The 24,849-nt window shown below is 70.3% G+C and carries 23 protein-coding genes; 17 read left to right on the top strand and 6 right to left on the bottom strand.

The features are described 5' to 3' along the window. Nucleotides 1-50: 50 nt before the first annotated feature. Nucleotides 51-1,100: a ferritin-like domain-containing protein gene (locus ACT80S_RS15535; RefSeq protein ID WP_377417446.1), complete on the bottom strand. Its 1,050-nt coding sequence runs from the start codon at nt 1,098-1,100 to the stop codon at nt 51-53. Between the two features lie 200 nt (nt 1,101-1,300). On the opposite strand from ACT80S_RS15535, the gene ACT80S_RS15530 reads away from it, so the two are divergent. Both ACT80S_RS15530 and ACT80S_RS15525 read left to right on the top strand, forming a co-directional pair. Then, the gene (locus ACT80S_RS15530; RefSeq protein ID WP_377417444.1) at nt 1,301-1,756 is read left to right on the top strand and encodes a hypothetical protein; all 456 of its coding nucleotides are present in this window, start codon (nt 1,301-1,303) and stop codon (nt 1,754-1,756) included. Nucleotides 1,757-1,761: 5 nt separating this feature from the next. Beyond that, the gene (locus ACT80S_RS15525) at nt 1,762-2,682 is read left to right on the top strand and encodes a hypothetical protein (RefSeq protein ID WP_377417442.1); all 921 of its coding nucleotides are present in this window, start codon (nt 1,762-1,764) and stop codon (nt 2,680-2,682) included. 126 nt (nt 2,683-2,808) lie between these two features. Here ACT80S_RS15525 and metK read toward each other — a convergent pair whose 3' ends face one another. Further along, a complete protein-coding gene (gene metK, locus ACT80S_RS15520; RefSeq protein WP_377417440.1) occupies nt 2,809-3,990 on the bottom strand; it encodes a methionine adenosyltransferase in 1,182 nt (393 codons plus the stop codon). Nucleotides 3,991-4,161: 171 nt separating this feature from the next. Here metK and ACT80S_RS15515 point away from each other — a divergent pair, with 171 nt between their 5' ends. Next, entirely contained in the window at nt 4,162-4,992 is an 831-nt protein-coding gene (locus ACT80S_RS15515) for a lysophospholipid acyltransferase family protein (RefSeq protein ID WP_377417438.1), read from the top strand. Next, nucleotides 4,989-5,891 (top strand): LpxL/LpxP family acyltransferase, encoded by a 903-nt coding sequence (locus ACT80S_RS15510; RefSeq protein WP_377417436.1) that lies wholly within the window; start codon nt 4,989-4,991, stop codon nt 5,889-5,891. Before ACT80S_RS15515 ends, ACT80S_RS15510 begins: the two co-directional genes overlap by 4 nt. Here the strand turns inward: ACT80S_RS15510 and yihA are convergent, their stop codons facing one another. After that, nucleotides 5,892-6,614, bottom strand: a complete 723-nt coding sequence (gene yihA / locus ACT80S_RS15505) for a ribosome biogenesis GTP-binding protein YihA/YsxC (protein ID WP_377417434.1) — start codon at nt 6,612-6,614, stop codon at nt 5,892-5,894. It lies immediately after the preceding gene. 82 nt (nt 6,615-6,696) lie between these two features. On the opposite strand from yihA, the gene ACT80S_RS15500 reads away from it, so the two are divergent. The 5 genes from ACT80S_RS15500 to ACT80S_RS15480 all read left to right on the top strand — a co-directional run bounded on the left by ACT80S_RS15500 (nt 6,697) and on the right by ACT80S_RS15480 (nt 12,782). Continuing rightward, complete coding sequence (locus ACT80S_RS15500) at nt 6,697-7,332, top strand: c-type cytochrome (protein ID WP_377417432.1); 636 nt, start codon at nt 6,697-6,699, stop codon at nt 7,330-7,332. A 95-nt stretch (nt 7,333-7,427) separates the two neighbouring features. Beyond that, nucleotides 7,428-9,557: a cytochrome c biogenesis protein ResB gene (locus ACT80S_RS15495; RefSeq protein ID WP_377417430.1), complete on the top strand. Its 2,130-nt coding sequence runs from the start codon at nt 7,428-7,430 to the stop codon at nt 9,555-9,557. After that, entirely contained in the window at nt 9,554-10,876 is a 1,323-nt protein-coding gene (gene ccsB / locus ACT80S_RS15490; protein ID WP_377417428.1) for a c-type cytochrome biogenesis protein CcsB, read from the top strand. The genes ACT80S_RS15495 and ccsB overlap by 4 nt, the downstream gene beginning before the upstream one ends. 58 nt (nt 10,877-10,934) lie before the next feature. Then, nucleotides 10,935-11,930, top strand: coding sequence for a protein-methionine-sulfoxide reductase catalytic subunit MsrP (gene msrP / locus ACT80S_RS15485; RefSeq protein ID WP_377417426.1), 996 nt, complete (start codon nt 10,935-10,937; stop codon nt 11,928-11,930). Nucleotides 11,931-12,113: 183 nt separating this feature from the next. Beyond that, entirely contained in the window at nt 12,114-12,782 is a 669-nt protein-coding gene (locus tag ACT80S_RS15480) for a protein-methionine-sulfoxide reductase heme-binding subunit MsrQ (RefSeq protein ID WP_377417424.1), read from the top strand. On the opposite strand, the gene lysA is transcribed toward ACT80S_RS15480, so the two are convergent. Further along, nucleotides 12,772-14,049, bottom strand: a complete 1,278-nt coding sequence (gene lysA, locus ACT80S_RS15475; protein ID WP_377417422.1) for a diaminopimelate decarboxylase — start codon at nt 14,047-14,049, stop codon at nt 12,772-12,774. The two genes, ACT80S_RS15480 and lysA, sit on opposite strands and share 11 nt — an antisense overlap. Continuing rightward, nucleotides 14,046-14,237: an LPS translocon maturation chaperone LptM gene (gene lptM / locus ACT80S_RS15470; RefSeq protein WP_377417420.1), complete on the bottom strand. Its 192-nt coding sequence runs from the start codon at nt 14,235-14,237 to the stop codon at nt 14,046-14,048. The genes lysA and lptM overlap by 4 nt, the downstream gene beginning before the upstream one ends. A 12-nt stretch (nt 14,238-14,249) precedes the next feature. On the opposite strand from lptM, the gene cyaY reads away from it, so the two are divergent. Next, nucleotides 14,250-14,582: an iron donor protein CyaY gene (gene cyaY / locus ACT80S_RS15465; protein WP_377417418.1), complete on the top strand. Its 333-nt coding sequence runs from the start codon at nt 14,250-14,252 to the stop codon at nt 14,580-14,582. A gap of 34 nt (nt 14,583-14,616) precedes the next feature. On the opposite strand, the gene ACT80S_RS15460 is transcribed toward cyaY, so the two are convergent. Further along, nucleotides 14,617-16,977, bottom strand: a complete 2,361-nt coding sequence (locus ACT80S_RS15460) for a penicillin-binding protein 1A (protein WP_377417416.1) — start codon at nt 16,975-16,977, stop codon at nt 14,617-14,619. A gap of 216 nt (nt 16,978-17,193) precedes the next feature. On the opposite strand from ACT80S_RS15460, the gene ACT80S_RS15455 reads away from it, so the two are divergent. The 7 genes from ACT80S_RS15455 to ACT80S_RS15425 are packed head-to-tail and all read left to right on the top strand — an operon-like array spanning nt 17,194 to nt 24,831. Beyond that, the gene (locus ACT80S_RS15455) at nt 17,194-18,273 is read left to right on the top strand and encodes a pilus assembly protein PilM (RefSeq protein WP_377417414.1); all 1,080 of its coding nucleotides are present in this window, start codon (nt 17,194-17,196) and stop codon (nt 18,271-18,273) included. After that, nucleotides 18,270-18,899 (top strand): PilN domain-containing protein, encoded by a 630-nt coding sequence (locus tag ACT80S_RS15450; RefSeq protein ID WP_377417412.1) that lies wholly within the window; start codon nt 18,270-18,272, stop codon nt 18,897-18,899. Before ACT80S_RS15455 ends, ACT80S_RS15450 begins: the two co-directional genes overlap by 4 nt. 4 nt (nt 18,900-18,903) lie before the next feature. Further along, nucleotides 18,904-19,572 carry a type IV pilus inner membrane component PilO gene (locus ACT80S_RS15445; RefSeq protein ID WP_377417410.1) on the top strand — a complete coding sequence of 223 codons (669 nt, stop codon included), beginning with the start codon at nt 18,904-18,906 and terminating at the stop codon, nt 19,570-19,572. Continuing rightward, nucleotides 19,569-20,141, top strand: a complete 573-nt coding sequence (locus ACT80S_RS15440; RefSeq protein WP_377417408.1) for a pilus assembly protein PilP — start codon at nt 19,569-19,571, stop codon at nt 20,139-20,141. Before ACT80S_RS15445 ends, ACT80S_RS15440 begins: the two co-directional genes overlap by 4 nt. Continuing rightward, nucleotides 20,138-22,285: a type IV pilus secretin PilQ gene (gene pilQ, locus ACT80S_RS15435; protein ID WP_377417406.1), complete on the top strand. Its 2,148-nt coding sequence runs from the start codon at nt 20,138-20,140 to the stop codon at nt 22,283-22,285. The genes ACT80S_RS15440 and pilQ overlap by 4 nt, the downstream gene beginning before the upstream one ends. Before the next feature lie 36 nt (nt 22,286-22,321). Continuing rightward, nucleotides 22,322-24,298, top strand: coding sequence for a hypothetical protein (locus ACT80S_RS15430; protein WP_377417404.1), 1,977 nt, complete (start codon nt 22,322-22,324; stop codon nt 24,296-24,298). After that, on the top strand, nt 24,295-24,831 hold the full coding sequence (locus tag ACT80S_RS15425; RefSeq protein ID WP_377417402.1) for a shikimate kinase: 537 nt from the start codon (nt 24,295-24,297) through the stop codon (nt 24,829-24,831). The genes ACT80S_RS15430 and ACT80S_RS15425 overlap by 4 nt, the downstream gene beginning before the upstream one ends. Nucleotides 24,832-24,849: the final 18 nt, after the last annotated feature.

Below are 24,849 nucleotides of genomic sequence, written 5' to 3'. Positions count from 1 at the left end.
AAGGACGGGGCGGGAAAGGCACCGGCCGAGGCCGGCCGGTGCGCGTGGCTTCAGCCGGCGGACCGCATGCGATCGCGCAGCCTCTTGATCTCGTCGTGATTGCGCTGCACGCCCTGCAGCTGCCGCTCGACGACCTCGCGCACCTCCGAGGGCAGGGGCTTCTGGAGCGCCTTGCGGTAGCGGGCGAGGGCGTTGTCCTCGCCGCGCTCGGCCTCGGTGAGCATGGCCTCGTCGTCGTGGGTCGTGAGGATGGCGCGTACCGAGACCCAGCCACGGTGCACCGCGCCGAGGGCGCTGCCGCTGTCGTCGGCCTGGCCGCCGAGCTGGCGGATGCAGTCCTGGAGTTCGCGCGCGCCGCGCTGGCAGTCCTCGGCCCGCTCGCGGAAGGTGGCGCGCAACTCCTCGCGCTTGGCGTGGTCCGCGCACTCGCGGAAGCCGTACTCGCCGTCCTTGCAGCACTCGACCAGGTCCTCCAGCACGTCCAGCACGTCCTCGCGGCTGCCGGAGTCGTCACCGGCCTGCTGGGCCTCGCCCACGGTGGCGGCCGCACCGCCGGTGCCGGTGGTGCCCGTGGAGGCGGCAGCGCCCATGGTGCCCGTACTGCCCGAGGTGCCCGTGCCGCCCGCGGATCCGGTGCGCATCGTGTCGGCCCGGTCCCACGCCGCGCGGCTGGCAGGGCGTGCCTGGTCCCAGTCCAGCGTGGAGCTGCCGCGCGCGCCGGACCAGCCGGACTCCAGCCGGGTGGCCGCGGTGTCCCAGTCGTCCTCGATGCTGGCGCGCGATTCGGCGCCGTAGCGGTAGGCGGGGCCGTAGTCCTCGAAGCTGCGGCCTTGCTGGTAGTAAGGCTCCTGCGTGAAGCGGTCCCGCCAGTGGGCCTCTTCCTCGCTGGGGTTGAGGGCCTCGGCCGCGGCCTTGCCGGCCAGGCCGCCGACCACGGCGCCGACGACGCCGCCCACGGCCATGCCCAGCGGGCCGGCCGCGGTGCCGGCGGCGACGCCGGCCACCGCACCGCCGGCCGCGCCGACGCCGGTACCTACGGGATGTGACCCGCTCTCGTCGCTGAGGGGGTCGCGGTTCGGGTCACGTTCTTCAGCTGCCATGGCGGTCTCCTGCGCGTGGGGTGGGAGGGAATACATCGATCCATCGATGGTGCGACCCGGCCGCGATACGCCCCCGTCAGCGAAGCCGGGGAGCCGGTGTAGGAGCCCGCCGAAGCCCCCCGGCGCGCCTGCGGGCCCGGACACGGGCGCGCCGCGCCGTCCTACAGCGGCCCGGCCGGCGGGCACGCGAGCATGGGGCCATGCGGCAGTCCCTGCGGCGCACGCTGGCCCACCTGCAGCTGGCCTTCGGCAACGGCGAGGCCAGCGAGGCGCTGGTGGGCCGGCGCTTCATGCTCGAGTCCGACGGCGGCGACCTGTGCCTGTCGATCGACCTCACGCCCAATTTCCAGACCCGCCACCACGGCGCGCCCGGCTATGTCGACGCCATGGCGGTGGCCCGCAACCACGCGCGCCTGTCCGCCGTGCAGTGCGACGACACCCTGGTGCGCACCCGGCTCGTGCGCGCCTGGGAGGCGGCGCAGGCCGCGCCCGGGCCCCGCGAGCCCCGGCTGCGGCTGGTGCTGGACCTGGGCCCGCGCGGGCGCTTCGCCTACGCGGTGCGGCCCCACCTGCTGTTCACGGGCGGGGTCCAGCTCGACGTGCTGCAGGTGCTGGACGACCCTGCGCCCGCGCCGGGCGCGGCCGAGGCGGTGTGAGGGCCATGCCGCGAGGCCCCGCCGCGATCGGGCTGGCCGCCGCGCTCCTGGCGGGGCCGGCGGCCCCATCCCCGGCGCTCGCGCAGGCGCAGGCGCAGGCCCTGCGCGAGCGCCATGCGCAGTTGCTGCCGGCCCTGCGGCGCAACGAGTTCGGCCGCCCGATCCACGTGGCGTCGCAGGCGCAGGGCGAGGAACTGCGCGGCGAGGTGCATGCGGAGCTGGAGCACCCGTTCGCGGCGGTGCGCGAGGCGCTGCGGCCGCCCGGACGCTGGTGCGAGGTCCTGGTGCTGCCGTTCAACACGCTCGATTGCGAGGAGGTGCCACAGGACCGGGAGGGCGGGGCGGCGGCGCGCGGCGATCCGGCCGGGGCCGGACCGGTGCTGGCGTTGCGCGTGGGGCGCCGGCCCGACCAGCCGCCGCAGCAGGCCTTCGCGCTGCGGCTGTCGGTGCGCACGGTGGCCGAGGCGCCGGACTACCTCGAGGTCCGCCTCGAGGCGGACCGGGGCCCGATGGGGGCGCGCGACCTGCGCATCTCGGTGGCGGCGATGCCCCTGGCCGGCGGCCGCAGCTTCCTGCGGCTCGGGTACGCCTACGGCGCCGGGCTGCCGGGCCGGATGGCGATGCGCGCCTACCTCGCGACGGCGGGCGCCGGCAAGGTGGGCTTCAGCACCGAGCCGGGAGAGGACGGCCGGCCCCGGCCGGTCGGCGGCCTGCGCGGGGTGGTGGAGCGCAATGCGATGCGCCACTACCTGGCGATCGACGCCACCCTCGGCACGCTGCAGGCGACGCCCCGCCAGCGGGTGGAGGCGTGGTTCGACGCGGCGCAGCGCTACCCGCAGCAGCTGCATGAAATGGACAAGGCCACGTACGTGGCCTTGAAGGAGGGGGTGGTGGCCCGCGTGCGGGAGCGGGCCGGTGCGCGGTGACGGCGGCCTTGCCTTGCTTGAGGCCGGCCGCTGCACGCAGCGTGGGGCCTTGTGGTGCTCGCTCACATCGCTTCGCGATAGGAGCACGCCCCCAAGTCTCAGGTTCGGGCTGCGCCCGAGCCGCCCTCAGCTGAGGCCGGCCGCTGCACGCAGCGCCTGAGCCTTGTCCGTGCGCTCCCAGGTGAACTCCGGCTCCTCGCGGCCGAAGTGGCCGTAGGCGGCGGTCTTGCCGTAGATGGGGCGCAGCAGGTCCAGCATCTGGATGATGCCCTTCGGGCGCAGGTCGAACAGCTCGTTCACGATGGCGGCGATCTTCTCGTCGGCGATCACGCCCGTGCCCTGGGTGTTGATGGTCACGTTCATGGGGCGGGCCACGCCGATGGCGTAGGCCACCTGCACCTGGCACTGGCGGGCCAGGCCGGCGGCGACGATGTTCTTGGCCACGTAGCGCGCCGCGTAGGCGGCCGAGCGGTCCACCTTGGACGGGTCCTTGCCGGAGAAGGCGCCACCGCCATGCGGGCAGGCGCCGCCGTAGGTGTCGACGATGATCTTGCGGCCGGTGAGGCCGCAGTCACCCTGCGGGCCGCCGATGACGAAGCGGCCGGTGGGGTTGATCAGGTAGCGGGTTTCCTTCAGCCACTCCTGCGGCAGCACCGGCTTGATGATCTCCTCGATGACCGCCTCGACGAACGAGGGCTTCATGTGGTGGCCGTCGCTCTGCTCGGGGCTGTGCTGCGTGGACAGCACCACGGTGTCGATGCTGTGGGGCTTGCCGTCCACATAGCGCATGGTCACCTGGCTCTTGGCGTCCGGCCGCAGGAAGGGCAGGCGGCCGTCCTTGCGAAGCTGCGCCTGGCGCTCCACCAGGCGGTGGGCGTAGTGGATCGGGGCGGGCATCAGCGCCGGCGTCTCGTCGCAGGCGTAGCCGAACATCAGGCCCTGGTCGCCGGCGCCGATGTTCAGGTAGTCGTCGGAGGCGTGGTCCACGCCCTGGGCGATGTCGTTGGACTGCTTGTCGTAGCAGACCATCACCGCGCAGCCCTTGTAGTCGATGCCGTACTCGGTGTTGTCGTAGCCGATGCGCTTGATGGTGTCGCGCGCGACCTGGATGTAGTCGACGTGGGCGTTGGTGGTGATCTCGCCCGCGAGCACCACCAGGCCGGTGTTGGTCAGGGTCTCGGCGGCCACGCGGCTGCGCGGGTCCTGCTCGAAGATCGCGTCGAGGATGGCATCCGAGATCTGGTCGGCCACCTTGTCGGGATGGCCCTCGGACACGGATTCGGAGGTGAAGAGATAGTCGTTCGCCATTTGAGATACTCCGTCGGTTGAAGGGCGCGTTGCCTTCGCGGGAGCTACGGCGAACGCTTTAGCAGTGGATGTTTAACGTCGCCCTGCAAGTAGTTCAGTAACTCGGCGACCCAGGCATTCTAGCGCCCGGCCTGCCCCCAGGTCCCGTACGGATTTCCTTTAACCACCCGCATGCTGTCGTTGTTCCGCCTGCTCTCCCACGTGCCGCTGCCGCTGCTCCACGGCCTCGGCGCTGCGCTGGGCTGGCTCGTGTTCCTGCTCTCGCCCACCTACCGCCGCCGCCTGGTGGAACATGCCGCACAGGCCGGCTACCCGTTCGCCCGCGTGCGCCCCGCGGTCGGCCACATCGGCCGGATGGTGGGTGAGCTGCCCCGCCTGTGGATGGGGACCATGCCCCGGGTCACCTGGGACGGCAGCCTCGAGCCGGCCTACGCCAGCGGCCGCGGCGTGCTGCTGCTCACGCCGCACCTGGGGTGCTTCGAGATCACCGCGCAGGCCATCGCCGTGCGCCACCTGCAGGCCCACGGCCCGCTGACGGTGCTGTTCCGCCCCGCCCGCAAGGCCTGGATCGCGCCCCTGGTGGCCGCCTCGCGCAACCGCCCCGGCCTGGAGGCCGTGCCCACCAACCTGGCCGGCGTGCGCCAGATGATCAAGGCCCTGCGCCAGGGCCGCGGCGTCGGCCTGCTGCCCGACCAGGTGCCGCCCGAGGGCATGGGCCAGTGGGCGCCGTTCTTCGGCAAGCCGGCCTACACCATGACCCTGGCCGCCCGCCTGGCCCTGCAGACCGGCGCCGAGGTGCGCCTGGTGTGGGGCGAGCGCCTGCCCTTCGGCCGGGGCTACGTGCTGCACGTGCGCGAGCTTCAGGCGCCGCTGCCGGACTCGCTGGACGACGCGGTGGTGGCGATCAACGCCGAGATGGAGCGCCTGATCCGCGAGTGCCCGCAGCAGTATCTCTGGAGCTACGCGCGCTACAAGCAGCCGCGCGAGGAGCGCGGGGCATGACCACCTGGACCTCGCGCGCCGGCGGCTACGCCACCCTGGCCTTCCTGTGGGCCTTCCACTGGCTGCCCCTGCCGGTGCAGGCGGCCTGCGGCCAAGCCCTGGGGGCCTTGCTGTGGCGCCTGGCCGGCTCGCGCCGGCGGGTGACCCTGCGCAACCTCGAGCTGTGCTTTCCCGAGTGGGACGCCGCCGAGCGCGAGCGGGTGGGCCGGGAGGTGTTCCGCTGGTTCAGCCGCAGCGTGCTGGAGCGCGGGCTGCTGTGGTTCGCGCCGCCGTCACGGCTGGCGCGCCTGATCCGCATCGAGGGCGACGCCGGCTTCGCCGACCGCCACGAGGGCGCGGTGATGTGGCTGGTGCCGCACTTCATGGGCCTGGACGTGGCCGGGGTCGCGGTGCAGCTGAACCTGCAGCGGCGCATCGCCTCGATCTACCAGACCCAGAGCAACCCGGTGTTCGACGCCGCGATGCGCCGCGCCCGCCTGCGCCTGGCCCCGGACCGCACCGAGCTGTTCGCCCGCAGCGAGACGGCGCGCCCGCTGGTGCGCGCGGTGCGCGGCGGGGCCGGCTTCTTCAACCTGCCGGACATGGATTTCGGCGGCCGCGACGCGGCCTTCGTGCCGTTCTTCGGCGTGCCGGCCTCGACCCTGGTGGCGCCCTCGCGCATGGCCCGCAGCCTGGGCATGACGGTGCAGCCGGTGGTGGCGCGCCTGCTGCCCGGGGGGCAGGGCTACGTGGTGCGCTTCCTGCCGCCGTGGACCGATTTCCCCTCGGACGACCCGGTGGCCGACACCCGCCGCATGAACGCGTGGATCGAGCAGGAGGTGCGCGCCTGCCCGGCCCAGTACTACTGGGTCCACAAGCGCTTCAAGACCCGCCCCGAGGGCGAACCTTCGCTGTACTGATCAGGCCTCGGGCGGCGGGGCTTCGGGCGCCGGCGCGCCGTCCTGCGCATGGGTCCACTGCCACAGCAGGTGGGCGACATCGTCCACGTTCTGCTTCTTCAGGGCGGAGAACAGCCTGACCTCGCCGCCGCCGGCATTGAGCCGGGCGATCGACAGGGCCTTGGCCTGCTCCTGCTTGTTCAGCTTGTCGGACTTGGTCAGGAGCACCAGGAACTTCAGGCCCTCCTCCACCCGGGGGCGGATCACCTCGAGCAGGATCTCGTCCAGCTCGGTCAGGCCGTGGCGCGGGTCGCACAGGAGCACGACGCCGCGCAGGTTCTGGCGGGTCATGAGGTAGTTGGCCATCACCTGCTGCCAGCGCAGCTTGTCCTGCTTGGGCACGGCGGCATAGCCGTAGCCGGGCAGGTCGGCCAGCACCGCGTCGGTCACGCCCTGCTTGCCCAGGGAGAACAGGTTGATGCTCTGGGTGCGCCCCGGCGTCTTGGAGGCGAAGGCCAGGCGCTTTTGCTGGGTGAGGGTGTTGATGCAGGTGGACTTGCCGGCGTTGGAGCGGCCCACGAAGGCGATCTCCGGGTGCTCGTGCGGCGGCAGGAATTCCAGCTTGGGCGCGGTGGTCAGGAAGCGGGCCGTGTGCATCCAGCCCAGGGCCTGGGCCGGGGTGATGCCGCCGGGGGCGGGCGTCGCGGGAGGGGAGGAGGCGCTGGCGCCCGGGGGCTGGGTCATGGGGGCTCGAGGGGGTCGGCCGGGGTGGCCTGGATCGGCATTGTAGAATCCCGGGGTTTTGCGCCTTGACCCAAACACCACCATGAAGTTCGCCTCCCTCAAGTTCGCCTCCTTGTTGATGGCTGCCCTGCTGGCGGCGCCCGTCATGTCCCTGGCCGCCGCCCCGGCCGCCCCCGCGAAGCCCGACCTCGCCGCCGGCGAGTCCCGCTACACCGCGGTGTGCGCCGCCTGCCACGGCGCGGACGGCAACTCCGGCTCCCCGGCCAACCCCAAGCTGGCCGCCCAGCACCCGGAGTACCTGGCCAAGCAGCTGCAGGAATTCAAGTCCGGCAAGCGCGCCAACCCGATCATGCAGGGCTTCGCCTCCCAGCTGTCCGACCAGGACATGAAGAACATCGCCGCCTGGCTGGCGACCCAGAAGGCCAAGCCCGGCTTCGCCAAGGACAAGGAGCTGGTCTCCCTTGGCGAGCGCATCTGGCGCGGCGGCATCGCCGACCGCAACGTCGCCGCCTGCGCCGGCTGCCACAGCCCCAACGGCGCCGGCATCCCCGCCCAGTACCCGCGCCTGGGCGGCCAGCACGCCGACTACACCATCGCCCAGCTGACCTCGTTCCGCGACGGCGGCCGCAAGAACAGCGTGCAGATGTCGCAGGTCGCGGCCAAGATGAACGACCGCGAGATCAAGGCGGTCGCCGACTACGTGGCCGGCTTGCGCTGAGCCCGGCGGGAACCAAGCCCGCACCAGCACATCGAACAGGCGGGACTCGCAAGGGCGCCCGCCTTTTTCCTTTCCGACGCTCGCATCTCCTCTCCATGACGTCTTCCTCCCAGGGCCTTTCCGTGCGCTCCGGTTCGCAGGTCCTGCGCGCGGCGATGGAGCTGCTCGCCTCGATGCGCTTCGCGATCGCGCTGCTGACGGTGATCTGCATCGCCTCGGTGATCGGCACCGTCCTCAAGCAGCACGAACCCGCGGTCAACTACGTCAACCAGTTCGGCCCCTTCTGGGCCCACCTGTTCACCGCGCTGCAGCTCAATGCCGTCTACAGCGCCTGGTGGTTCCTGGTGATCCTGGCCTTCCTGGTGGTGAGCACCTCGCTGTGCATCGCCCGCAACACGCCCAAGATCGTCGCCGACCTGCGCTCGCACAAGGAGAACATCCGGGTGCAGGGCCTGGAGGCCTTCCACCACAAGGCGCAGGGTGACCTGGCCGGCGCGCCCGAGGCGGCGGCGCGCCGCATCGGCGAGGGCCTGGCCCGCGCGGGCTGGAAGGTCAAGCTGCAGCAGCGCGGCGAGGCGGGCTGGATGGTCGCGGCCCGCGCCGGCGCGGCCAACAAGATCGGCTACATCGCGGCCCACGCCGCCATCGTGCTGGTGTGCCTGGGCGGCCTGTTCGACGGCGACCTGATCGTGCGCGCCCAGATGTGGTTCGGCGGCAAGACCCCCTTCACCGGCGGCGGCATGATCGCCGACGTGCCGGCGCAGCACCGCCTGCCCCTGACCAACCCCACCTTCCGCGGCAACCTGCTGGTGTCCGAGGGCACGCAGTCGCACACCGCCATCCTGAACCAGAGCGACGGCGTGCTGCTGCAGGAGCTGCCCTTCGCGATCGAGCTGCAGAAGTTCATCGTCGAGTACTACTCGACCGGCATGCCCAAGCTGTTCGCCAGCGACATCGTGATCCACGACCGCGAGACCGGCGAGAAGATCCCGGCGCGCGTGGAGGTGAACCACCCGGCGCGCCACCGCGGCATCGAGATCTACCAGTCCAGCTTCGACGACGGCGGCTCGCGCGTGAAGCTGGAGGCCGTGCCGCTGGCGGGCGGCAAGCGCTTCGAGGTCGAGGGCGTCATCGGCGGCAGCACCCCCCTGAGCCGCGGCCCGGGCGAGGGCGCCGAGAAGATGACGCTGGAGTACACCGCGCTGCGCGTGATCAACGTCGAGAACCTCGGCGACGCCGCAGCCCCGGCCGCCTCGGGCGCCGACGTGCGCAAGGTCGACCTGGCCGGCTCCATCGAGTCGCGCCTGGGCGCCGGCCACAAGACCAGCACGAAGAAGGAGCTGCGCAACGTCGGCCCCAGCATCACCTACAAGCTGCGCGACGCCGCCGGCCAGGCCCGCGAGTTCCACAACTACATGCTGCCGGTCAAGCTGGAGGAGGGCGCCGCGCCGGTGTTCCTCCTGGGCATGCGCGAGAACCCCTCGGACAACTTCCGCTACCTGCGCCTGCCGGCCGACGACCAGGGACGCCTCGACGGCTTCCTGCGCCTGCGCGAGGCGCTGGCCGACCCGAAGCTGCGCGAGGAGGCGGTGCGCCGCTATGCCGCCAGGGCCACCGACCCGGCCCGCCCGGAGCTGGCGCAGCAGCTGTCCGCCTCGGCTTCCCGGGCGCTGGGCCTGTTCGCCGGCGCCGAGGCGGCGGCCGCCGGTGCGAAGCCGGTTGCCGGCCTGCAGGCCATCTCCGACTTCATGGAGGTCAACGTGCCCGAGGCCGAGCGCGCCCGCGCCGGCGAGGTGGTGGTGCGGATCCTGAACGGCGCGCTGTTCGAGCTGGCGCAGCTGGCCCGCGCGCGCGCCGGCGAGAAGGCGCTGGTGCCGAGCGACGAGACCGCCGCCTTCATGAACCAGGCCGTGCTGGCCCTGAGCGACGTGCCGCTGTACCCCGCGCCCATGGTGTTCCAGCTCAAGGACTTCACCCAGGTCCAGGCCAGCGTGTTCCAGGTGGCCCGTGCCCCTGGCCGCAACATTGTCTACCTGGGGTGTGCGTTGCTGATCATCGGCGTGTTTGCCATGCTCTATGTCCGCGAGCGCCGCCTGTGGGTCTGGCTCGCGCCGCGTGAGGGCGGCAGCCACGCCACGATGGCGCTGTCCTCCAACCGCAAGACCCTGGATGCCGATCGCGAGTTCGCCCACCTGCGCACCCGCCTCCTCGAAGTGAAAGAATGACCACGGCCACCACCACGCTCACGCTGAACGAGGGCTTTTTCGCCCGCCGCAACTGGCTCGACTGGGCCTTCGCCCTGCTGGTGCTGGCCGGCGGCCTGTTCGCGTTCACCCGCTACCAGGGCTCGATGGATGTCTACGAGAAGGGCATCCTGCTGGGCGCCATGCCCTGCGCCGTCTGGCTCGGCTGGTTCTGGCGCCCGCTGCGCACGCTGATGGCCGTGGTGGCCGGCTTCTCGCTGCTGGCCATCGCCAGCTACCAGGGCGACCTGGCGCGTGCCGACCAGGTGTTCTGGCTGAAGTATTTCCTGTCGAGCCAGTCGGCCATCCTGTGGATGTCCATGCTGTTCTTCATGAGCACGGTCTTCTACTGGATCGGCATGTTCGCGCGTGGCCAGGCCGGCGCGATGGAGCGCATCGGCTCCGGCGTGGCCTGGGCGGCGGTGGGCATGGCCCTCATCGGCACCATGGTGCGCTGGTACGAGAGCCACCAGCTCGGCCCGGACATCGGCCACATCCCGGTCAGCAACCTGTACGAGGTCTTCGTGCTGTTTTGCTGGATGACGGCCCTGTTCTACCTGTACTTCGAGGAGCAGTACGCGACGCGGTCGCTGGGTGCCTTCGTGATGCTGGTGGTCAGCGCCGCGGTCGGCTTCCTGCTCTGGTACACGGTGGTGCGCGAGGCCCACGAGATCCAGCCCCTGGTGCCCGCCCTCAAGAGCTGGTGGATGAAGCTGCACGTGCCGGCCAACTTCATCGGCTACGGCACCTTCGCGCTGTCGGCCATGGTGGCCTTCGCCTACCTGGTCAAGCTGCACGCGCAGGAGACCCGCTGGTGGAAGCTGGCGCCGCTGTGGGCGCTGGGCGTGGTGCTGTGCTTCGAGCCCATCGTGTTCCGCAAGGGCGCGGTCGGCGGCCTGAGCAGCTACTGGGCGGTGTACTTCGGCATTGCCGCGTTGATCGTCGGCGGCATCCTGGCCCTGCGCCGGCGCATCGCCGAGCGGCTGCCGGCCTTCGAGGTGCTGGACGACGTGATGTACAAGTCCATCGCCGTCGGCTTCGCCTTCTTCACCATCGCCACCGTGCTGGGCGCCCTGTGGGCGGCCGAGGCCTGGGGCGGCTACTGGAGCTGGGACCCGAAGGAGACCTGGGCCCTGATCGTCTGGCTGAACTACGCGGCCTGGCTGCACATGCGCCTGATGAAGGGCCTGCGCGGCGCGGTCTCGGCCTGGTGGGCCCTGGTGGGCCTGGTGGTCACGACCTTCGCCTTCCTGGGCGTGAACATGTTCCTCTCCGGACTCCACAGCTACGGGAATCTCTGACCTGACGCGCGTGGTGATGGATCCATGGTAAGAACCCGGTCTTCCCTTGAGGTGATTCATGCTGATCCAGACCCATCGCGACGGCTTCGTCCATCCCCTGTCCAGCGAGATCACGCCGCAGTCCGCCTACCTGCAGCGGCGTGACCTGATGCGCTGGTTGGCCGGCGGCGCGGCGGGCGCGGCCCTGGCCGGCTGGGCCCAGCGCGAGGCCTTCGCCCAGGCGCAGCGTCCCGGCAAGCTGGCCGCGCTGGCGGCCACGCCGTCGCCGGTGGCCGGCGCGGTGACCATGGAAAAGCTCACCAGCTACCAGGACGCCTCCACCTACAACAATTTCTACGAGTTCGGCACCGACAAGGCCGACCCGGCCAGGCGCGCGCACACGCTGCGCACGCGGCCCTGGACCGTCGAGGTCGACGGCCTGGTGAAGAAGCCCGCCCGCTTCGACATCGAGGACCTGCTCAAGCTCTCCGCCCAGGAGGAGCGCATCTACCGCCTGCGCTGCGTCGAGGGCTGGTCCATGGTCATTCCCTGGGTGGGCTATTCGCTGTCGAAACTGGTCGAGAAGGTCGAGCCGCTGGGCAGCGCGAAGTTCGTCGAGTTCACCACCCTGGCCGACCCCAAGACCATGCCGAACGTGGGCTCCAGCGTGCTGGACTGGCCCTACGTGGAAGGCCTGCGGCTGGACGAGGCGATGCACCCGCTCACCCTGCTGGCCTTCGGCATGTACGGCGAGGTGCTCCCCCACCAGAACGGCGCGCCGCTGCGGCTGGTGGTGCCCTGGAAGTACGGCTTCAAGAGCGCCAAGTCGCTGGTGCGCATCCGCTTCACCGAGAAGGAGCCGGCCACCGCCTGGAACAAGGCGGCGCGCAACGAGTACGGTTTCTATTCCAACGTCAACCCGAATGTCGACCACCCGCGCTGGAGCCAGGCCAGCGAGCGCCGCATCGGCGAGGACGGCCTGTTCGCCAAGCGCCGCAAGACGCTGATGTTCAACGGCTACGAGGCCCAGGTCGGCCAGCTCTACGCCGGCATGGACCTGCGCAAGTTCTACTGAGGCGGCTTGGATGAGCGCCGCGCCGGGCCGCCCCAAGCCAGCTCGCACCCCCTCGGGGGGCAGCGAAGGACACGCAGTGCCGAGCGTGGGGGCCAAAGCGTTCGCCGCGCCGGGCCGCCCCAAGCAAGCTCGCACCCCCTCGGGGGGCAGTCAGGGCACGCGGTGCCGAGCGTGGGGGGCCACGTGACCCTCCTGCGCAGGACGGTCACGGCCGGCGCCAATGCGTGGCTGCTTCGCCGCTGGGCCAAGCCGGCGCTGTTCGCGCTGTCGCTGGCGCCCTTCGCCTGGCTGGCCTTCGCGGCCTTCGCCGACCGCCTGGGCGCCAACCCCGCCGAGGCCCTGGTGCGCGCCACCGGCGACTGGACCCTGCGCTTCCTGTGCATCACCCTGGCCGTGACGCCGCTGCGCGTGGTGCTGGGGCTGCCGGCGCTGGCACGGATGCGCCGCATGGCCGGCCTGTTCGTGTACTTCTACGCCGTGTGGCACCTGCTGGCGTACGCCTGGTTCGACATGGGCTTCGACGCCGCCGACATCGCCCGCGACATCGCCAAGCGGCCCTTCATCCTGGTGGGTTTCGCCGGCTTCACCGGCCTCACGCTGCTGGCCGCGACCTCGTTCGACCGCGCCGTGCGCTGGCTCGGCGGCGCGCGCTGGCGGCAGCTGCACCGGGCGGTCTACGGCATCGTCTTCCTCGCGCTGCTGCACTTCCTGTGGATGCGCGCGGCCAAGAACAACCTGGGCGAGGTGGCGGTGTATGCCGCCCTGGTCTCGCTGCTGCTGGGGTGGCGGCTGGCGCGCTGGTGGCGCGAGCGCCGGCGCCGCGCGGCGCCGGCCGTGCCCGTCAGGGGATGAGGCGCTCGCTGCGCAGCTGGTCGGCCACCGACTCGCGCTGGCGGATCAGCGTGGCCTGGTTCCCGTGCACCAGCACCTCGGCGGCGCGGCCGCGGGTGTTGTAGTTGCTGGACATGCTCATGCAATAGGCACCGGTGGACAGCACGGCGAGCAGGTCGCCGGCCTGCACCGCGAGGTCGCGGTCGCGGCCGAGCCAGTCGCCGCTCTCGCACACCGGGCCCACCACGTCGTAGGTATGGGCCGCCGCCGCCGCGCGGCGGTGCAGCGGCACGATGGCGTGGAAGGCCTCGTACATCGCCGGGCGGGGCAGGTCGTTCATCGCCGCGTCGACGATGCAGAAGTTCTTCTGTTCGCCCGGCTTGAGGTATTGCACCTCGGTCAGGCACACGCCGGCGTTGCCCACCAGCGAGCGGCCGGGTTCCACCATGAGGTGGCGTTCGCCGTAGCCGCGCGCGTCGAGCTTGGCCAGCAGCTGCTGCCACAGTGCATCGGCGGTGGGCGGCGTGTCGCCGTTGTAGTCGATGCCCAGGCCGCCGCCGAAGTCGATATGGTGCAGGTGGATGCCGGCGGCCTCGATCGCGTCGACCAGGTCGAGCACGCGGTCCATGGCGTCCAGGTAGGGGCTGTCCTCGGTGATCTGCGAGCCGATGTGGCAGTCGATGCCGACCACGCGCAGGCCCGGCAGGCTGGCGGCGCGCTTGTAGACCTCCAGCGTGCGCTCATGCGCCACGCCGAACTTGTTGCCCTTGAGGCCGGTGGAGATGTAGGGATGGGTCTTGGCGTCGACGTTGGGGTTGACGCGGATGCTCACCGGCGCGGTCTCGCCGCAGGCGGCTGCGACTTCGCTGAGCACCTCCAGCTCGGCTTCGCTCTCCACGTTGAAGCAGCCGATGCCGACCTCCAGCGCGCGGCGCATCTCGGCGCGGGTCTTGCCGACGCCGGAGAAGATGATCCTGGCCGGGTCGCCGCCGGCCACCAGCGCGCGCTCGAGCTCGCCGCCGGAGACGATGTCGAAGCCGCAGCCGGCCTGCGCGAACACCTGCAGCACGGCGAGCGAGGAGTTGGCCTTCATCGCGTAGTGGATGGTGGCCTTGCGGCCGGCGAAGCCGCGCTGGTAGGCCGCCAGCGCGGACAGCATGGCGGCCTTGGAGTAGACGAACAGGGGCGTGCCATGGGCCCTGGCCAGGTCGGCCAGGCGCACGTCCTCCAGCCAGAGTTCATCGCCGCGCCAGGCGAGGTGCGGGGTTCCGGGAAGTTGCTGGGTCATGGCTGGCGGGAAGAGGCAGGCGAAAGGGCGGGCAGGGGAGCGGGGGCGGCGGCCGGCGAGGCCTTGGCGGCGGGTTGCGGGTAGCCGGCGGGCAGGTACAGGTCACCCTTCTGGCCGCAGGCCGACAGCGCAAGCGCCGCGGCCAGCGAGAGGCCCGTGACTAGAATCGTTTGGAACCACGCGAACATCGACGAATTGTAATGACCGACCTCGAATACATGGACCGCGCCGAGGCGCTGCTGCGCCGGCTGGAGTCCTGCTGCGACCGCCTCAACGACGAGACCGACGCCGACCTCGACAACCAGCGCGTGGGCGGCATGGTCACCATCACCTTCGTGAACGGCAGCCAGATCATCGTGAACCTGCAGAAGCCGCTGCAGGAGGTGTGGATGGCCGCGCGCGCGGGCGGCTTCCACTACAAGTTCGACGGCGCGCAGTGGATGGACACCAAGGGCCACGGCGAGTTCTTTGCCCACCTGAGCCGCTGCGCCAGCGAGCAGGCGGGCCAGCCGCTGGCGTTCACCGCGGGCTGAACCCCGGCCGCGCGGTGCGCGGCCCGGGCCGCGATCAGTTCCGGAACAGGTCCAGGATGCTCTTGCGCTCGTCCGCCTGCGGCAGCGGACGCGGCGGCGGGTTCAGGCCGCCCGCCTCGTTCACGCCCATGCTGCTCACGCCGCCGCGGGCGAACTCGTTGTAGTACCACTCGCCGCCCACGTTGACCACGCCCTCGGGCGCGGCCGGCTCGGCCACCGGCACGCCCTTGAGGGCGGCCTCCATGAACGAGATCCAGATCGGCAGCGACAGGCCGCCGCCGGTCTCGCGGTCGCCCAGCGACTTGGGCGTGTCGTACCCCATCCAGACCACTGCGGCCACCGTCGGCTGGTAGCCGGCGAACCAGGTGTCGATCGAGTCGTTGGTGGTGCCGGTCTTGCCGTACAGGTCCGGGCGCTTCAGCTCGGCCTGGGCCCGCGCGGCGGTGCCCGAGCGGGTGATCTCCTGCAGCAGCCGGTTCATGATGAAGGCGTTGCGCGGCTCGATCGCGCGCGCCGCGTCCGCGGCCACCGGGGGCGGGCTCTCCACCAGCGGCTTGCCGCGCTGGTCGGTGATGCGGGAGATCAGCCACGGGTTGACGCGGTAGCCGCCGTTGGCGAAGACCGCGTAGCCGGTGGCCATCTGCATCGGCGTGACCGAGCCGGCGCCCAGGGCCATGGTGAGGTAGGGCGGGTGCTTCTCGGCCTCGAAGCCGAAGCGGGTGATCCACTCCTGCGCGTTCTGCGCGCCCACCGCCTGCAGGATGCGGATGGACACCATGTTCTTGGACTTGGCCAGCGCGGTGTGCAGCGGCATCGGGCCCTCGAACTTGCCGTCGTAGTTCTTCGGCTCCCAGGGCTGGCCGCCGGTCACGCCGGCGTCGAAGAACAGCGGGCCGTCATTGACCACGGTGCTCGGCGTGAAGCCCTTCTCCAGGGCCGCCGAGTAGATGAAGGGCTTGAACGAGGAGCCGGGCTGGCGCCAGGCCTGGGTCACGTGGTTGAACTTGTTCTTGTTGAAGTCGAAGCCGCCCACCAGCGCGAGGATGGAGCCGTCGCGCGGGTCCAGTGCCACGAACGCGCCCTCCACCTCGGGCAGCTGCGTGATCTCCCAGCCCTTGGGCTGCTTGGTCACCCGGATCACCGCGCCGCGGCGGATCTTGATCTTGGGCGGCGCCTTGTCGGACAGGCCGGACTGCGCCGGCTTCAGGCCCTCGCCGGTGATCTCGAAGGGCTCGCTGTTGCCCCGCACCGCGAGGATGCGCTTGGGGCTGGCCTCCAGCACCACGGCGGACATCACGTCGCCGTTGTCGGGGTGGTCGGACAGCACGTCGTCGACCGCGTCGTCCAGCTCCTTGGGGTCGGCGGGCAGCTCGACGAACTTCTCGGGGCCGCGGTAGATCTGGCGGCGCTCGTAGTCCATGATGCCCTTGCGCAGGGCGCGGTAGGCGGCGTCCTGGTGGTCCGACTTGACGGTGGTGTAGACGTTCAGCCCGCGGGTGTAGGTCTCGTCGCCGTACTGCGCGTAGACCAGCTGGCGCACGGTCTCGGCCACGTACTCGGCATGCACCCGCATCGGGTCGGCGGCGGTGCGCAGCTTCAGCTCCTGGCGCTTGGCCAGGTCGGCCTGCTGCAGGGTGATGAAGCCGTTGTCGGCCATGCGCTCGATGATGTAGAGCTGTCGCGAGCGCGCCCGCTTGGGGTTGCTGATCGGGTTGTAGGCGGACGGCGCCTTGGGCAGGCCGGCCAGCATCGCCGCCTCGGCGATGCTCAGGTCCTGCAGGGGCTTGCCGAAGTAGGTTTCGGCGGCCGCGGCGAAGCCGTAGGCCCGGTTGCCCAGGTAGATCTGGTTCATGTAGATCTCGAGGATCTGGTCCTTCGTGAGCTGGTGCTCCAGCTTGAACGTGAGGAGGATCTCGTAGAGCTTTCGGGTGAAGGTCTTCTCGGAGCTGAGGTAGACGTTGCGCGCCACCTGCATGGTGATGGTCGAGGCGCCCTGGCTCTTGGCCCGGCCCAGGTTGGCCAGCGCGGCGCGGGCCAGGCCCACGTAGTCCACGCCGCCGTGCTGGTAGAAGCGGGCGTCCTCGATGGCCAGCACCGCGTCCTTCATGACCTTCGGGATCTCGGCGACCGGGGTCATGTTGCGGCGCTCCTCGCCGAACTCCCCGATCAGGACGCCGTCGGCCGAGAACACCCGCAACGGCAGCTTGGGCCGGTACGAGGACAGGTCGGACACGTCCGGCAGGTTGGGGTATGCCACGGCCAGGGCGACCGCCACGATGATCACCAGGCTGGCGCCCGCGGCCAGGGCCGCGCCCGCGCCCCAGAGCAGCAGGCGGACCAGGAGGCTGCGGTGGCCGGCGGCGCGGGGCTTGTCTTCAGGAGTGTCGAGGGGCATAAACGGGCTTCAATGGTCGCGCCCGGAATTATCCGGGGGACGGGGGACTGGCATCGCAATAGCGACTTCGTAGTATCGCCGCGGTGCTCGTCAGATTTAGGCAACGACTTGAGCCAACGCAGGTGGCGGGCCTATGCCGTCAAGTTTCTTGCTGCTAGGATTGAAGTGAAATCTTAAGTATGTTGCAGCTCGTGACGGCCGCAGACGGAGAACTCCTTGATTTCCTTGGGCCCCTTGTTTAGCCACCAACCCGCACCCCTGCTGGGCCTGGACATCAGTTCTTCCAGCGTCAAGCTGGTCGAGTTGGGCCAGGACCGCGAGGGCCGATACATCCTGGAACGCTGCGCCATCGAGCCGCTGGAGCGGGGGTGCATCACCGACGGCAACATCGAGAAATTCGACGAGGTGGCCGACGCCATGCGCCGCGTCGTCAAGAAGAGCGGCACCCGCGCGCGCCACGTCGCCATGGCCCTGCCGCCCTCGGCCGTGATCACCAAGAAGATCATCCTGCCCGGCGGCCTGTCGGAGCAGGACCTGGAGGTCCAGGTCGAGGCCGAGGCCAACCAGTACATCCCCTTCTCGCTCGACGAGGTCAGCCTCGATTTCTGCGTCATCGGCCCCAGCCCCACCTCCACCGGGGATGTCGAGGTCCTGATCGCCGCCTCCCGCAAGGAGAAGGTCCAGGACCGCCAGGGCCTGGCCGAGGCCGCCGGCCTCAAGCCCGTCATCCTGGACATCGAGTCCTACGCGTCCCGCCTGGCCGCCGGCCGCCTCATCGATGCCCTGCCCGGTGGCGGCGCCGACACCATGGTGGCCCTGTTCGAGGTGGGCGCCTTCAGCACCGGCATGCAGGTGATCCGCAACGGCGAGGTGCTCTACGACCGTGACCAGGCCTTCGGCGGCGCCCAGCTGACCCAGCTGATCGTCCGCCAGTACGGCTTCTCCCTCGAGGAGGCCGAGGCCAAGAAGCGCAGCAACGAGCTGCCCGACGACTACGGCCCGGGCGTCCTGCGCCCCTTCGTGGACAGCCTGTCGCAGGAAGTCTCGCGGGCCCTGCAGTTCTTCTTCACCAGCACCCCGCACAACCGGGTGGACCACATCCTGCTCGCGGGCGGCTCGGCGGGCCTGGCGGGCCTGCCGCAGGCCGTCACCGCCCACACCTCGTTCGCCTGCAGCCTGGCCGATCCCTTCGAGGGCATGCACATCGCCGAGACCGTGCGCGAGAAGAAGATGCGCCGCGAGGCCCCCTCGTACCTCACCGCCTGCGGGCTCGCCATGCGGAGGTTTGCGCAGTGATCCTCATCAACCTCCTGCCCCATCGCGAAGCGGCCCGCAAGCGCCGTCGCGAGCTGTTCTACCTGTCGCTGGCCGCCTCGGTGGTGGGCGGCCTGGCGCTCGCCGGCGCCTTCTACCTCTACCAGCTGGCGGAGATCAGCGCCCAGCAGAGGCGCAACGAGCTCCTGCGCGGCGAGATCGTCAAGCTCGACGCCCAGATCAAGGACATCGCCAACCTGCAGCGCGAGATCGCTGCCCTGCGGGCCCGCCAGCAGGCTGTCGAGGACCTGCAGGCCGACCGCAACATGCCGGTCCACATCCTCAACGAGCTGGTGCGGCAGCTGCCCGACGGCGTCTACCTCACCAGCCTCCGCCAGGACAACCAGACCGTCACCCTCCTGGGCGTGGCCCAGTCGAACGAGCGGGTGTCCGAGCTGCTTCGCAACCTGGGCAACAACAGCCCCTGGCTGACCCAGCCGGAGCTGATCGAGATCGTCGCCGGCAACGTCACCCTCAGCACGCGCGACCAGCGCCGGGTGGCCAACTTCAACATGAAGGTCAAGGTGCTGCGTGCGAGCGACGTGAAGCCGCCCGCCACCCCGGCCAGCGCCCCTGCCAGCGCCCCGGCGGCCCCAGCCAGGACCTGAACCCATGGCCACCCGCAATCCCCCCAAGACCGACCTGAAAGCCAGCTGGGCGCGCCTGACCGCCCAGTTCCGCGGGCTCGATCCGAACGACCCGGCCTCCTGGCCGGCCGCGCCGCGCGCCACCCTGTGCGCCTTCATCGTCGTGGGCATCGTCGTCCTGCTCTGGTACGTGTTCATCAGCAGCACGCACGACGAGCTCGAGGCCGAGGTCCAGCGCGAGGTGCAGCTCAAGCGCGAGTACACCGGCAAGCTCGGGCAGGCCGTCAACCTCGAGGTGCTGCGCCAGCAGCGCGAGCAGGTGCTGCAGTACGTGACCCAGCTGGAGAAGCAGCTGCCCGGCAAGGCCGAGATGGACGCGCTGCTGTCGGACATCAACCAGGCCGGCCTGGGCCGCAGCCTGTACTTCGAGCTGTTCCGCCCGGGCCAGGTCACGGTCAAGGAGTACTACGCCGAGCTGCCCATCGCGCTGCGCGTGACCGGGCGCTACCACGACATCGGCTCCTTCGCCTCCGACATCGCCAACCTCTCGCGCATCGTCACGCTGAACAACATCGCCGTGACGCCCGCGCGCGACGGCTCCCTGCAGATGGAAGCCACGGCCAAGACCTTCCGTTACCTCGACCCCGAAGAGGTCGCGGCCCAGCGCAAGAACCAGCCGGGAGCCAAGAAATGAGCGCCGCCCTGCAATTGAGCCCGCTGCGCGTGCTGCACCTGTCCGCCGGCGCGCTGGTCGTGGCGGCGGTGCTGGCGGGTTGCGGCGCATCCGGCCAGCAGGAAATCCAGGCCTGGATGCAGCAGCAGCGCGCCCAGACCAAGCCCAAGGTCGAGCCCCTGCCCGAGCCGAAGAAATTCACCCCGCAGGCCTACACCGAGGCCGCGGCCACTGACCCGTTCAGCTCGCAGAAGCTGGCGCAGGCGCTGCGCCGGGCGGCCGGCCAGTCGGCCGCGAGCTCGGCCCTGGTGGCGCCCGAGATGGCCCGGCGCAAGGAGCCGCTGGAGAGCTATCCGCTGGACACCATGGTCATGGTGGGCAGCATGATCCGGCAGGGGCGCCCGGTCGCGCTCGTGCGGGTCGACAACCTCATCTACCAGGTGCGTCCCGGCATGTACCTGGGGCAGAACTACGGAAAGATCACCCGGGTGACGGAGACCGAGGTCGTGCTGCGCGAGATCGTGCAGGACCCGGCGGGTGAATGGGTTGAACGCGCTGCGACGCTGCAGTTGCAAGAGAGGTCCAAATGAAAACAACATCTTCCTCCCCGCGCTGGATGCCGGGCTGGGTGCTGGCCATCGCGCTGGCCGCCGGCCTGCCATCGGCTGTCGTGCATGCGCAGGATCCGGCCGGCGTCGCGGTCGAGGCTGTCAGCAGTTCGGTCCAGGGGGGCGTCGAAGTCCTTCGCATCGATTTCTCCCAGCCCCTGCAGGCCCTGCCGGCCGGCTTCACCATCCAGGCCCCGGCCCGCATCGCCCTGGACATCCCCGGCGCGACCAACAACCTCGGCCGCAACACCGTGGAGGTCAACCAGGGCAACCTGCGCTCGGTCAACGTGGTCCAGGCCGGCGACCGCACCCGCCTCGTCCTCAACCTCAAGACCCCCACGGCCTACAAGGCGCAGATCCAGGGCAAGTCGCTGCTGGTCTCGCTGGACCCGGTGGTGGCCTCGGCGCCGGTGGCCACCTCGACGCCGTCGCAGTTCTCCGAGAGCCGCAACCGCGACACGCTGCCGCTCAAGGACCTCGATTTCCGCCGCGGCACCGATGGCGCCGGCCGCATCATCGTCGACCTGCAGAGCAACCAGGTCGGCGTGGACATCCGCCAGCAGGGGCAGACGCTGGTGGTGGACTTCCTCAAGTCCAGCCTGCCCGAGGGGCTGCGCCGCCGCCTCGACGTGTCCGACTTCGGCACGCCGGTGCAGACCGTCACCACCACGCCCAACGGCGACCGCGTGCGCATGGTCATCGAGCCGCGCGGCGCCTGGGAGCACAGCGCCTACCAGAGCGACAACCAGTTCGTGGTCGAGGTCCGCCCGGTCCGCGTCGACCCCAACCGGGTGACGCAGGGCCCCACCTACACCGGCGAGAAGCTCTCCCTGAACTTCCAGAACATCGAGGTCCGGGCGCTGCTTCAGGTGATCGCGGACTTCACCAACTTCAACATCGTCACCTCCGACACCGTCACCGGCTCGCTCACGCTGCGCCTGAAGGACGTGCCCTGGGACCAGGCGCTGGACATCATCATGCAGGCCAAGGGCCTGGGCCTGCGCAAGACCGGCAACGTGCTGTGGATCGCTCCCAAGGAGGAGCTGGCGGCGAAGGAGAAGAAGGACCTCGAGGACCGGGCGGCCATCCAGGGCCTGGAGCCGCTGCGCACCCAGGGTTTCCAGCTGAACTACACCAAGGCCTCAGAGATCGCCGCCCAGCTGATGTCGGGGCCGATCGCCAACCGGATCCTGAGCAACCGGGGTAGCGTGATCTCCGAGGCCCGCACGAACCAGCTCTTCGTGACCGACGTGCCGGCCCGCCTGGAGAACGTGCAGGCCCTGATCAGCAAGCTCGACATTCCGGTGCGCCAGGTGCTGATCGAGGCGCGCATCGTCGAGGCGTCCGACACCTTCGGCAAGTCGCTGGGCGTGCGCCTGGGCGGCAGCGACCTGCGCGGCATCCGCGGCGGGGACCCCGGCTACGCGATCGCGGGCGGTTCCAACCGCGTGGCCTTCGGCGGCACCTACAACGCGGTCAGCGGCACCACGGGCGAGGGCGTGTCCACGCTGCTGGACACCACCAGCACCAACTTCGTCAACCTGCCGGCCCTGGCCATCAACGGCCTCAACCCGGCCAGTTTCGCGATCTCCCTGTTCAGCTCGTCGGCCAACCGCTTCCTGAACCTGGAGCTGTCGGCCCTGGAGGCGGACGGCAAGGGCAAGCTGGTGTCGAGCCCGCGCATCGTGACGGCCGACCAGACCAAGGCCTTCATCGAGCAGGGCACGGAGTTTCCCTACCAGCAGTCCACCAGCAGCGGCGCGACCTCGATCGCGTTCCGCCGCGCCACGCTGAAGCTGGAGGTGACGCCGCAGATCACCCCTGAGGGCAACATCATCCTGGACCTGGAGGTCAACAAGGACAGCCGCGGCGAGACGACCGCCTCCGGCATCGCCATCAACACCAAGAAGATCAAGACGCAGGTGCTGGTGGAGAACGGCGGCACGGTGGTCATCGGCGGCATCTTCGAGCTGACCGAGACCGAGGACGAGGCCCGCGTGCCGCTGCTGGGCGACCTGCCCGCCGTCGGCAACCTGTTCAAGAACCGCCGCCGCACTGCCAACAAGCAGGAGATGCTGGTGTTCATTACGCCCAAGATGATCACGGACCGGGCAGCATCGCGCTGACCCGTGGCTCGTCAAATAAAAGAAGAGGACATTCAAATGCTGCTGAATGCGATCAGGGGGTTCGTGGGTTCGCTTGGCGTCGCCATGCTGCTGGCGGGTTGCGGGGGCGGTGGCGGAAGTGCCGGTACGACCTCGACCGGTGGCACCCAATCGGGCGGGGGAACGACCACAGGCACGTCGCAGGTCACGGTGGAACTGCGTAATGCCGCGGGCACGGCGGTCTCGAGCATTTCCGTCGAGGGGGGCTTCACCGCGCGTGCGACGGTGAAGGACGCCAGTGGCGCCGTGGTGGCGAACAAGCTGGTCACCTTCGCGTCCAGCGCAGCGACGATTGCCACGGTGTCCCCGGCGACGGCCTTGACCAACTCCGCGGGGGTGGCCGAGGTGGCCATTGCGCCCACCTCGGTGACGGCCGTGGGCGCGGCGACGGTGACCGCGTCGGCCACCGTGAACGGCGCGGCCGTCACGGGCTCGCGCGATTTCGCCATCACGCCGCTGAGCCTGTCGCTCAGTGCGATCACGCCCGGTTCGGCCAGCCTGGTGTCGGGCGGCAACACCAGCCTCTCGGTCACCGCCCTCATCGGCGGCGTGCCGGCCGGCGCCACGCCGGTCAACGTGAACTACGCCGCCTCGTGCGGCCGCATCAACGGCAGCAACAGCGGTTTCAGCGTCACCACCAACGGCAGCGGCGTCGCCTCCGCCGACTACGCTGCGCTGCAGCCGGATGGCTCGCCCTGCAGCGGCAATGTCGTCGTGACGGCGGCAAGCCCGGGCGCCACGTCGCGCACGCTGACCCTGCAGGTCGCTGCGCCGACCGCCACCTCGGTCACCTTCAAGTCGGCCACTCCCAGCCAGATCTACGTCGCGGGGTCGGGTGCGCTGGAGCAGTCCATCGTGACCTTCAAGGTGACCTCGGCGACCGGTGCCGCCATGAGCGGGGTGTCCGTGAATTTCGGGTTCCCGAACGGCCAGAACCCGCTGGGGCTGCTGCTGGGGGCCACCTCCGGCCTGACCAATGCCAGCGGCGAGGTCTCCGTGGCGGTCAACTCCGGCACCATTCCCGGCCCGGCCCGGGTGCGCGCCTCGCTGGCGAGCGATGCCAGCATCTTCACCGACACCCAGAATTTCACCGTGGCCTCGGGCCCGCCGTCCCAGCGCTACATGAGCCTGTCGGTAGCCACGCACAACATCGAAGGCTGGGTCATCGATGGCACCGCGACCAAGGTCACCGTGCGCCTCGCCGATCGCCAGGGCAACGCGGTGGAGGATGGCACCGTCGTCAACTTCACGGCCGAAGGCGGCCAGGTCGGCTACAGCTGCGCCACGCAGCGGGTGAACAACATCGCCTCGTGCTCGGTGGACTTCATCTCCCAGAACTTCCGGCCGGCCAATGGCCGGGTCTCCGTCCTGGCCTACACCACCGGTACCAAGGACTATGTGGATGCCAACGGCAACAACCGCTTCGATGCGGGCGAGTCCCTGGTCAACCAGGGTGATGCGTACCGTGATGACAACGAGAACGGCCAGTACGATGCCGGCGAATTCGTGATCGCGCGTGGCGGCGCCACGTCCTGTACCGGTGCGGGCGGCGCGTTCCCGTCCCGTGCCAATACCTGTGATGCCGGCCTCGCGACCACCGTGCGGCAGCAGGCCATCATCGCCTTCGCGTCTTCCGCCAGCAGGATCTCGACCACGGCCGTCTCCGGCTCGCAGGTGAGCTTCATCCTGTCGAGCGCAGACCACCCCTACCCGGGGACGGCGAGCCTGCCGAGCCTGCCCATGCCGGCCGGAACGGTCATCGAGGCGGCGCCCAGCAACCCCGCCAGCGGCTGCCAGGTCACCCGCGTGACGGGAACTCCCCTGGTCGACGTGGCGCTCGGTACGTCGGCGAGCACGGACACCTACTCGACCCACAGCGTGTTCCTGTCCGGAACCTGTACCGCCCAGACCATTATCATTACGACCAAGTCGCCGTCCGGCCTGACTACTTCGCATTCCGTACCCATTCCTTGACCACTGTCGCCCTGGTCGGCCTCCCTGGCTCCGGTAAAACCACGATTGGAAAGCTTCTCGCACGCAGGCTGGCTCGGCCGTTCGTGGATTCCGACCATGTGATCGAGGACCGGCTCGGCTGCCCCATCCGCGTGTTCTGGGAGCAGCAGGGCGAGGAGGCCTTCCGCGACGTGGAGCAGGCCGTGATCGCCGACCTCTCCGCCCCCGGCGGCGAGGACAAGGTCCTGGCCACCGGCGGCGGCTCGGTGCTGCGGGAGGCCAACCGCCTGCAGCTGCGGGCCGGTACCCATGTGATCTACCTGCGCACCACCCCCGAGCAGATCTACAACCGCGTGCGCAACGATCGCAAGCGCCCCCTCTTGCAGGTCGAGGACCCGATGGCCCGCCTGCGCGCCCTCCACGGCCAGCGCGACCCGCTGTACCGCGAGGCGGCCCACCTCACCGTCGACACCGGCCGGCCCACCCTGCAGACGCTGGTCAACATCATCGTCATGCAGCTGGAGCTCGCCGGCGTCCTCGCCAAGCCGGCCTGAGGCCCCCGCCCCGGTGAG

It is taken from the genome of Ramlibacter sp. MAHUQ-53 (genome assembly GCF_052600055.1).
The sequence above is the reverse complement of the archived record's forward strand: the minus strand, read 5'-3'. Positions and strand labels throughout refer to the sequence as shown.

What these genes read in the sequence shown, in the direction of transcription:
- ACT80S_RS15535 (WP_377417446.1), bottom strand. Translation starts at nt 1,100, where the DNA reads ATGGCAGCTGAAGAACGTGACCCGAACCGCGACCCCCTCAGCGACGAG.
- ACT80S_RS15530 (WP_377417444.1), top strand. Translation starts at nt 1,301, where the DNA reads ATGCGGCAGTCCCTGCGGCGCACGCTGGCCCACCTGCAGCTGGCCTTC.
- ACT80S_RS15525 (WP_377417442.1), top strand. Translation starts at nt 1,762, where the DNA reads ATGCCGCGAGGCCCCGCCGCGATCGGGCTGGCCGCCGCGCTCCTGGCG.
- metK (WP_377417440.1), bottom strand. Translation starts at nt 3,990, where the DNA reads ATGGCGAACGACTATCTCTTCACCTCCGAATCCGTGTCCGAGGGCCAT.
- ACT80S_RS15515 (WP_377417438.1), top strand. Translation starts at nt 4,162, where the DNA reads ATGCTGTCGTTGTTCCGCCTGCTCTCCCACGTGCCGCTGCCGCTGCTC.
- ACT80S_RS15510 (WP_377417436.1), top strand. Translation starts at nt 4,989, where the DNA reads ATGACCACCTGGACCTCGCGCGCCGGCGGCTACGCCACCCTGGCCTTC.
- yihA (WP_377417434.1), bottom strand. Translation starts at nt 6,614, where the DNA reads ATGACCCAGCCCCCGGGCGCCAGCGCCTCCTCCCCTCCCGCGACGCCC.
- ACT80S_RS15500 (WP_377417432.1), top strand. Translation starts at nt 6,697, where the DNA reads ATGAAGTTCGCCTCCCTCAAGTTCGCCTCCTTGTTGATGGCTGCCCTG.
- ACT80S_RS15495 (WP_377417430.1), top strand. Translation starts at nt 7,428, where the DNA reads ATGACGTCTTCCTCCCAGGGCCTTTCCGTGCGCTCCGGTTCGCAGGTC.
- ccsB (WP_377417428.1), top strand. Translation starts at nt 9,554, where the DNA reads ATGACCACGGCCACCACCACGCTCACGCTGAACGAGGGCTTTTTCGCC.
- msrP (WP_377417426.1), top strand. Translation starts at nt 10,935, where the DNA reads ATGCTGATCCAGACCCATCGCGACGGCTTCGTCCATCCCCTGTCCAGC.
- lysA (WP_377417422.1), bottom strand. Translation starts at nt 14,049, where the DNA reads ATGACCCAGCAACTTCCCGGAACCCCGCACCTCGCCTGGCGCGGCGAT.
- lptM (WP_377417420.1), bottom strand. Translation starts at nt 14,237, where the DNA reads ATGTTCGCGTGGTTCCAAACGATTCTAGTCACGGGCCTCTCGCTGGCC.
- cyaY (WP_377417418.1), top strand. Translation starts at nt 14,250, where the DNA reads ATGACCGACCTCGAATACATGGACCGCGCCGAGGCGCTGCTGCGCCGG.
- ACT80S_RS15460 (WP_377417416.1), bottom strand. Translation starts at nt 16,977, where the DNA reads ATGCCCCTCGACACTCCTGAAGACAAGCCCCGCGCCGCCGGCCACCGC.
- ACT80S_RS15445 (WP_377417410.1), top strand. Translation starts at nt 18,904, where the DNA reads ATGGCCACCCGCAATCCCCCCAAGACCGACCTGAAAGCCAGCTGGGCG.
- ACT80S_RS15440 (WP_377417408.1), top strand. Translation starts at nt 19,569, where the DNA reads ATGAGCGCCGCCCTGCAATTGAGCCCGCTGCGCGTGCTGCACCTGTCC.
- pilQ (WP_377417406.1), top strand. Translation starts at nt 20,138, where the DNA reads ATGAAAACAACATCTTCCTCCCCGCGCTGGATGCCGGGCTGGGTGCTG.
- ACT80S_RS15430 (WP_377417404.1), top strand. Translation starts at nt 22,322, where the DNA reads ATGCTGCTGAATGCGATCAGGGGGTTCGTGGGTTCGCTTGGCGTCGCC.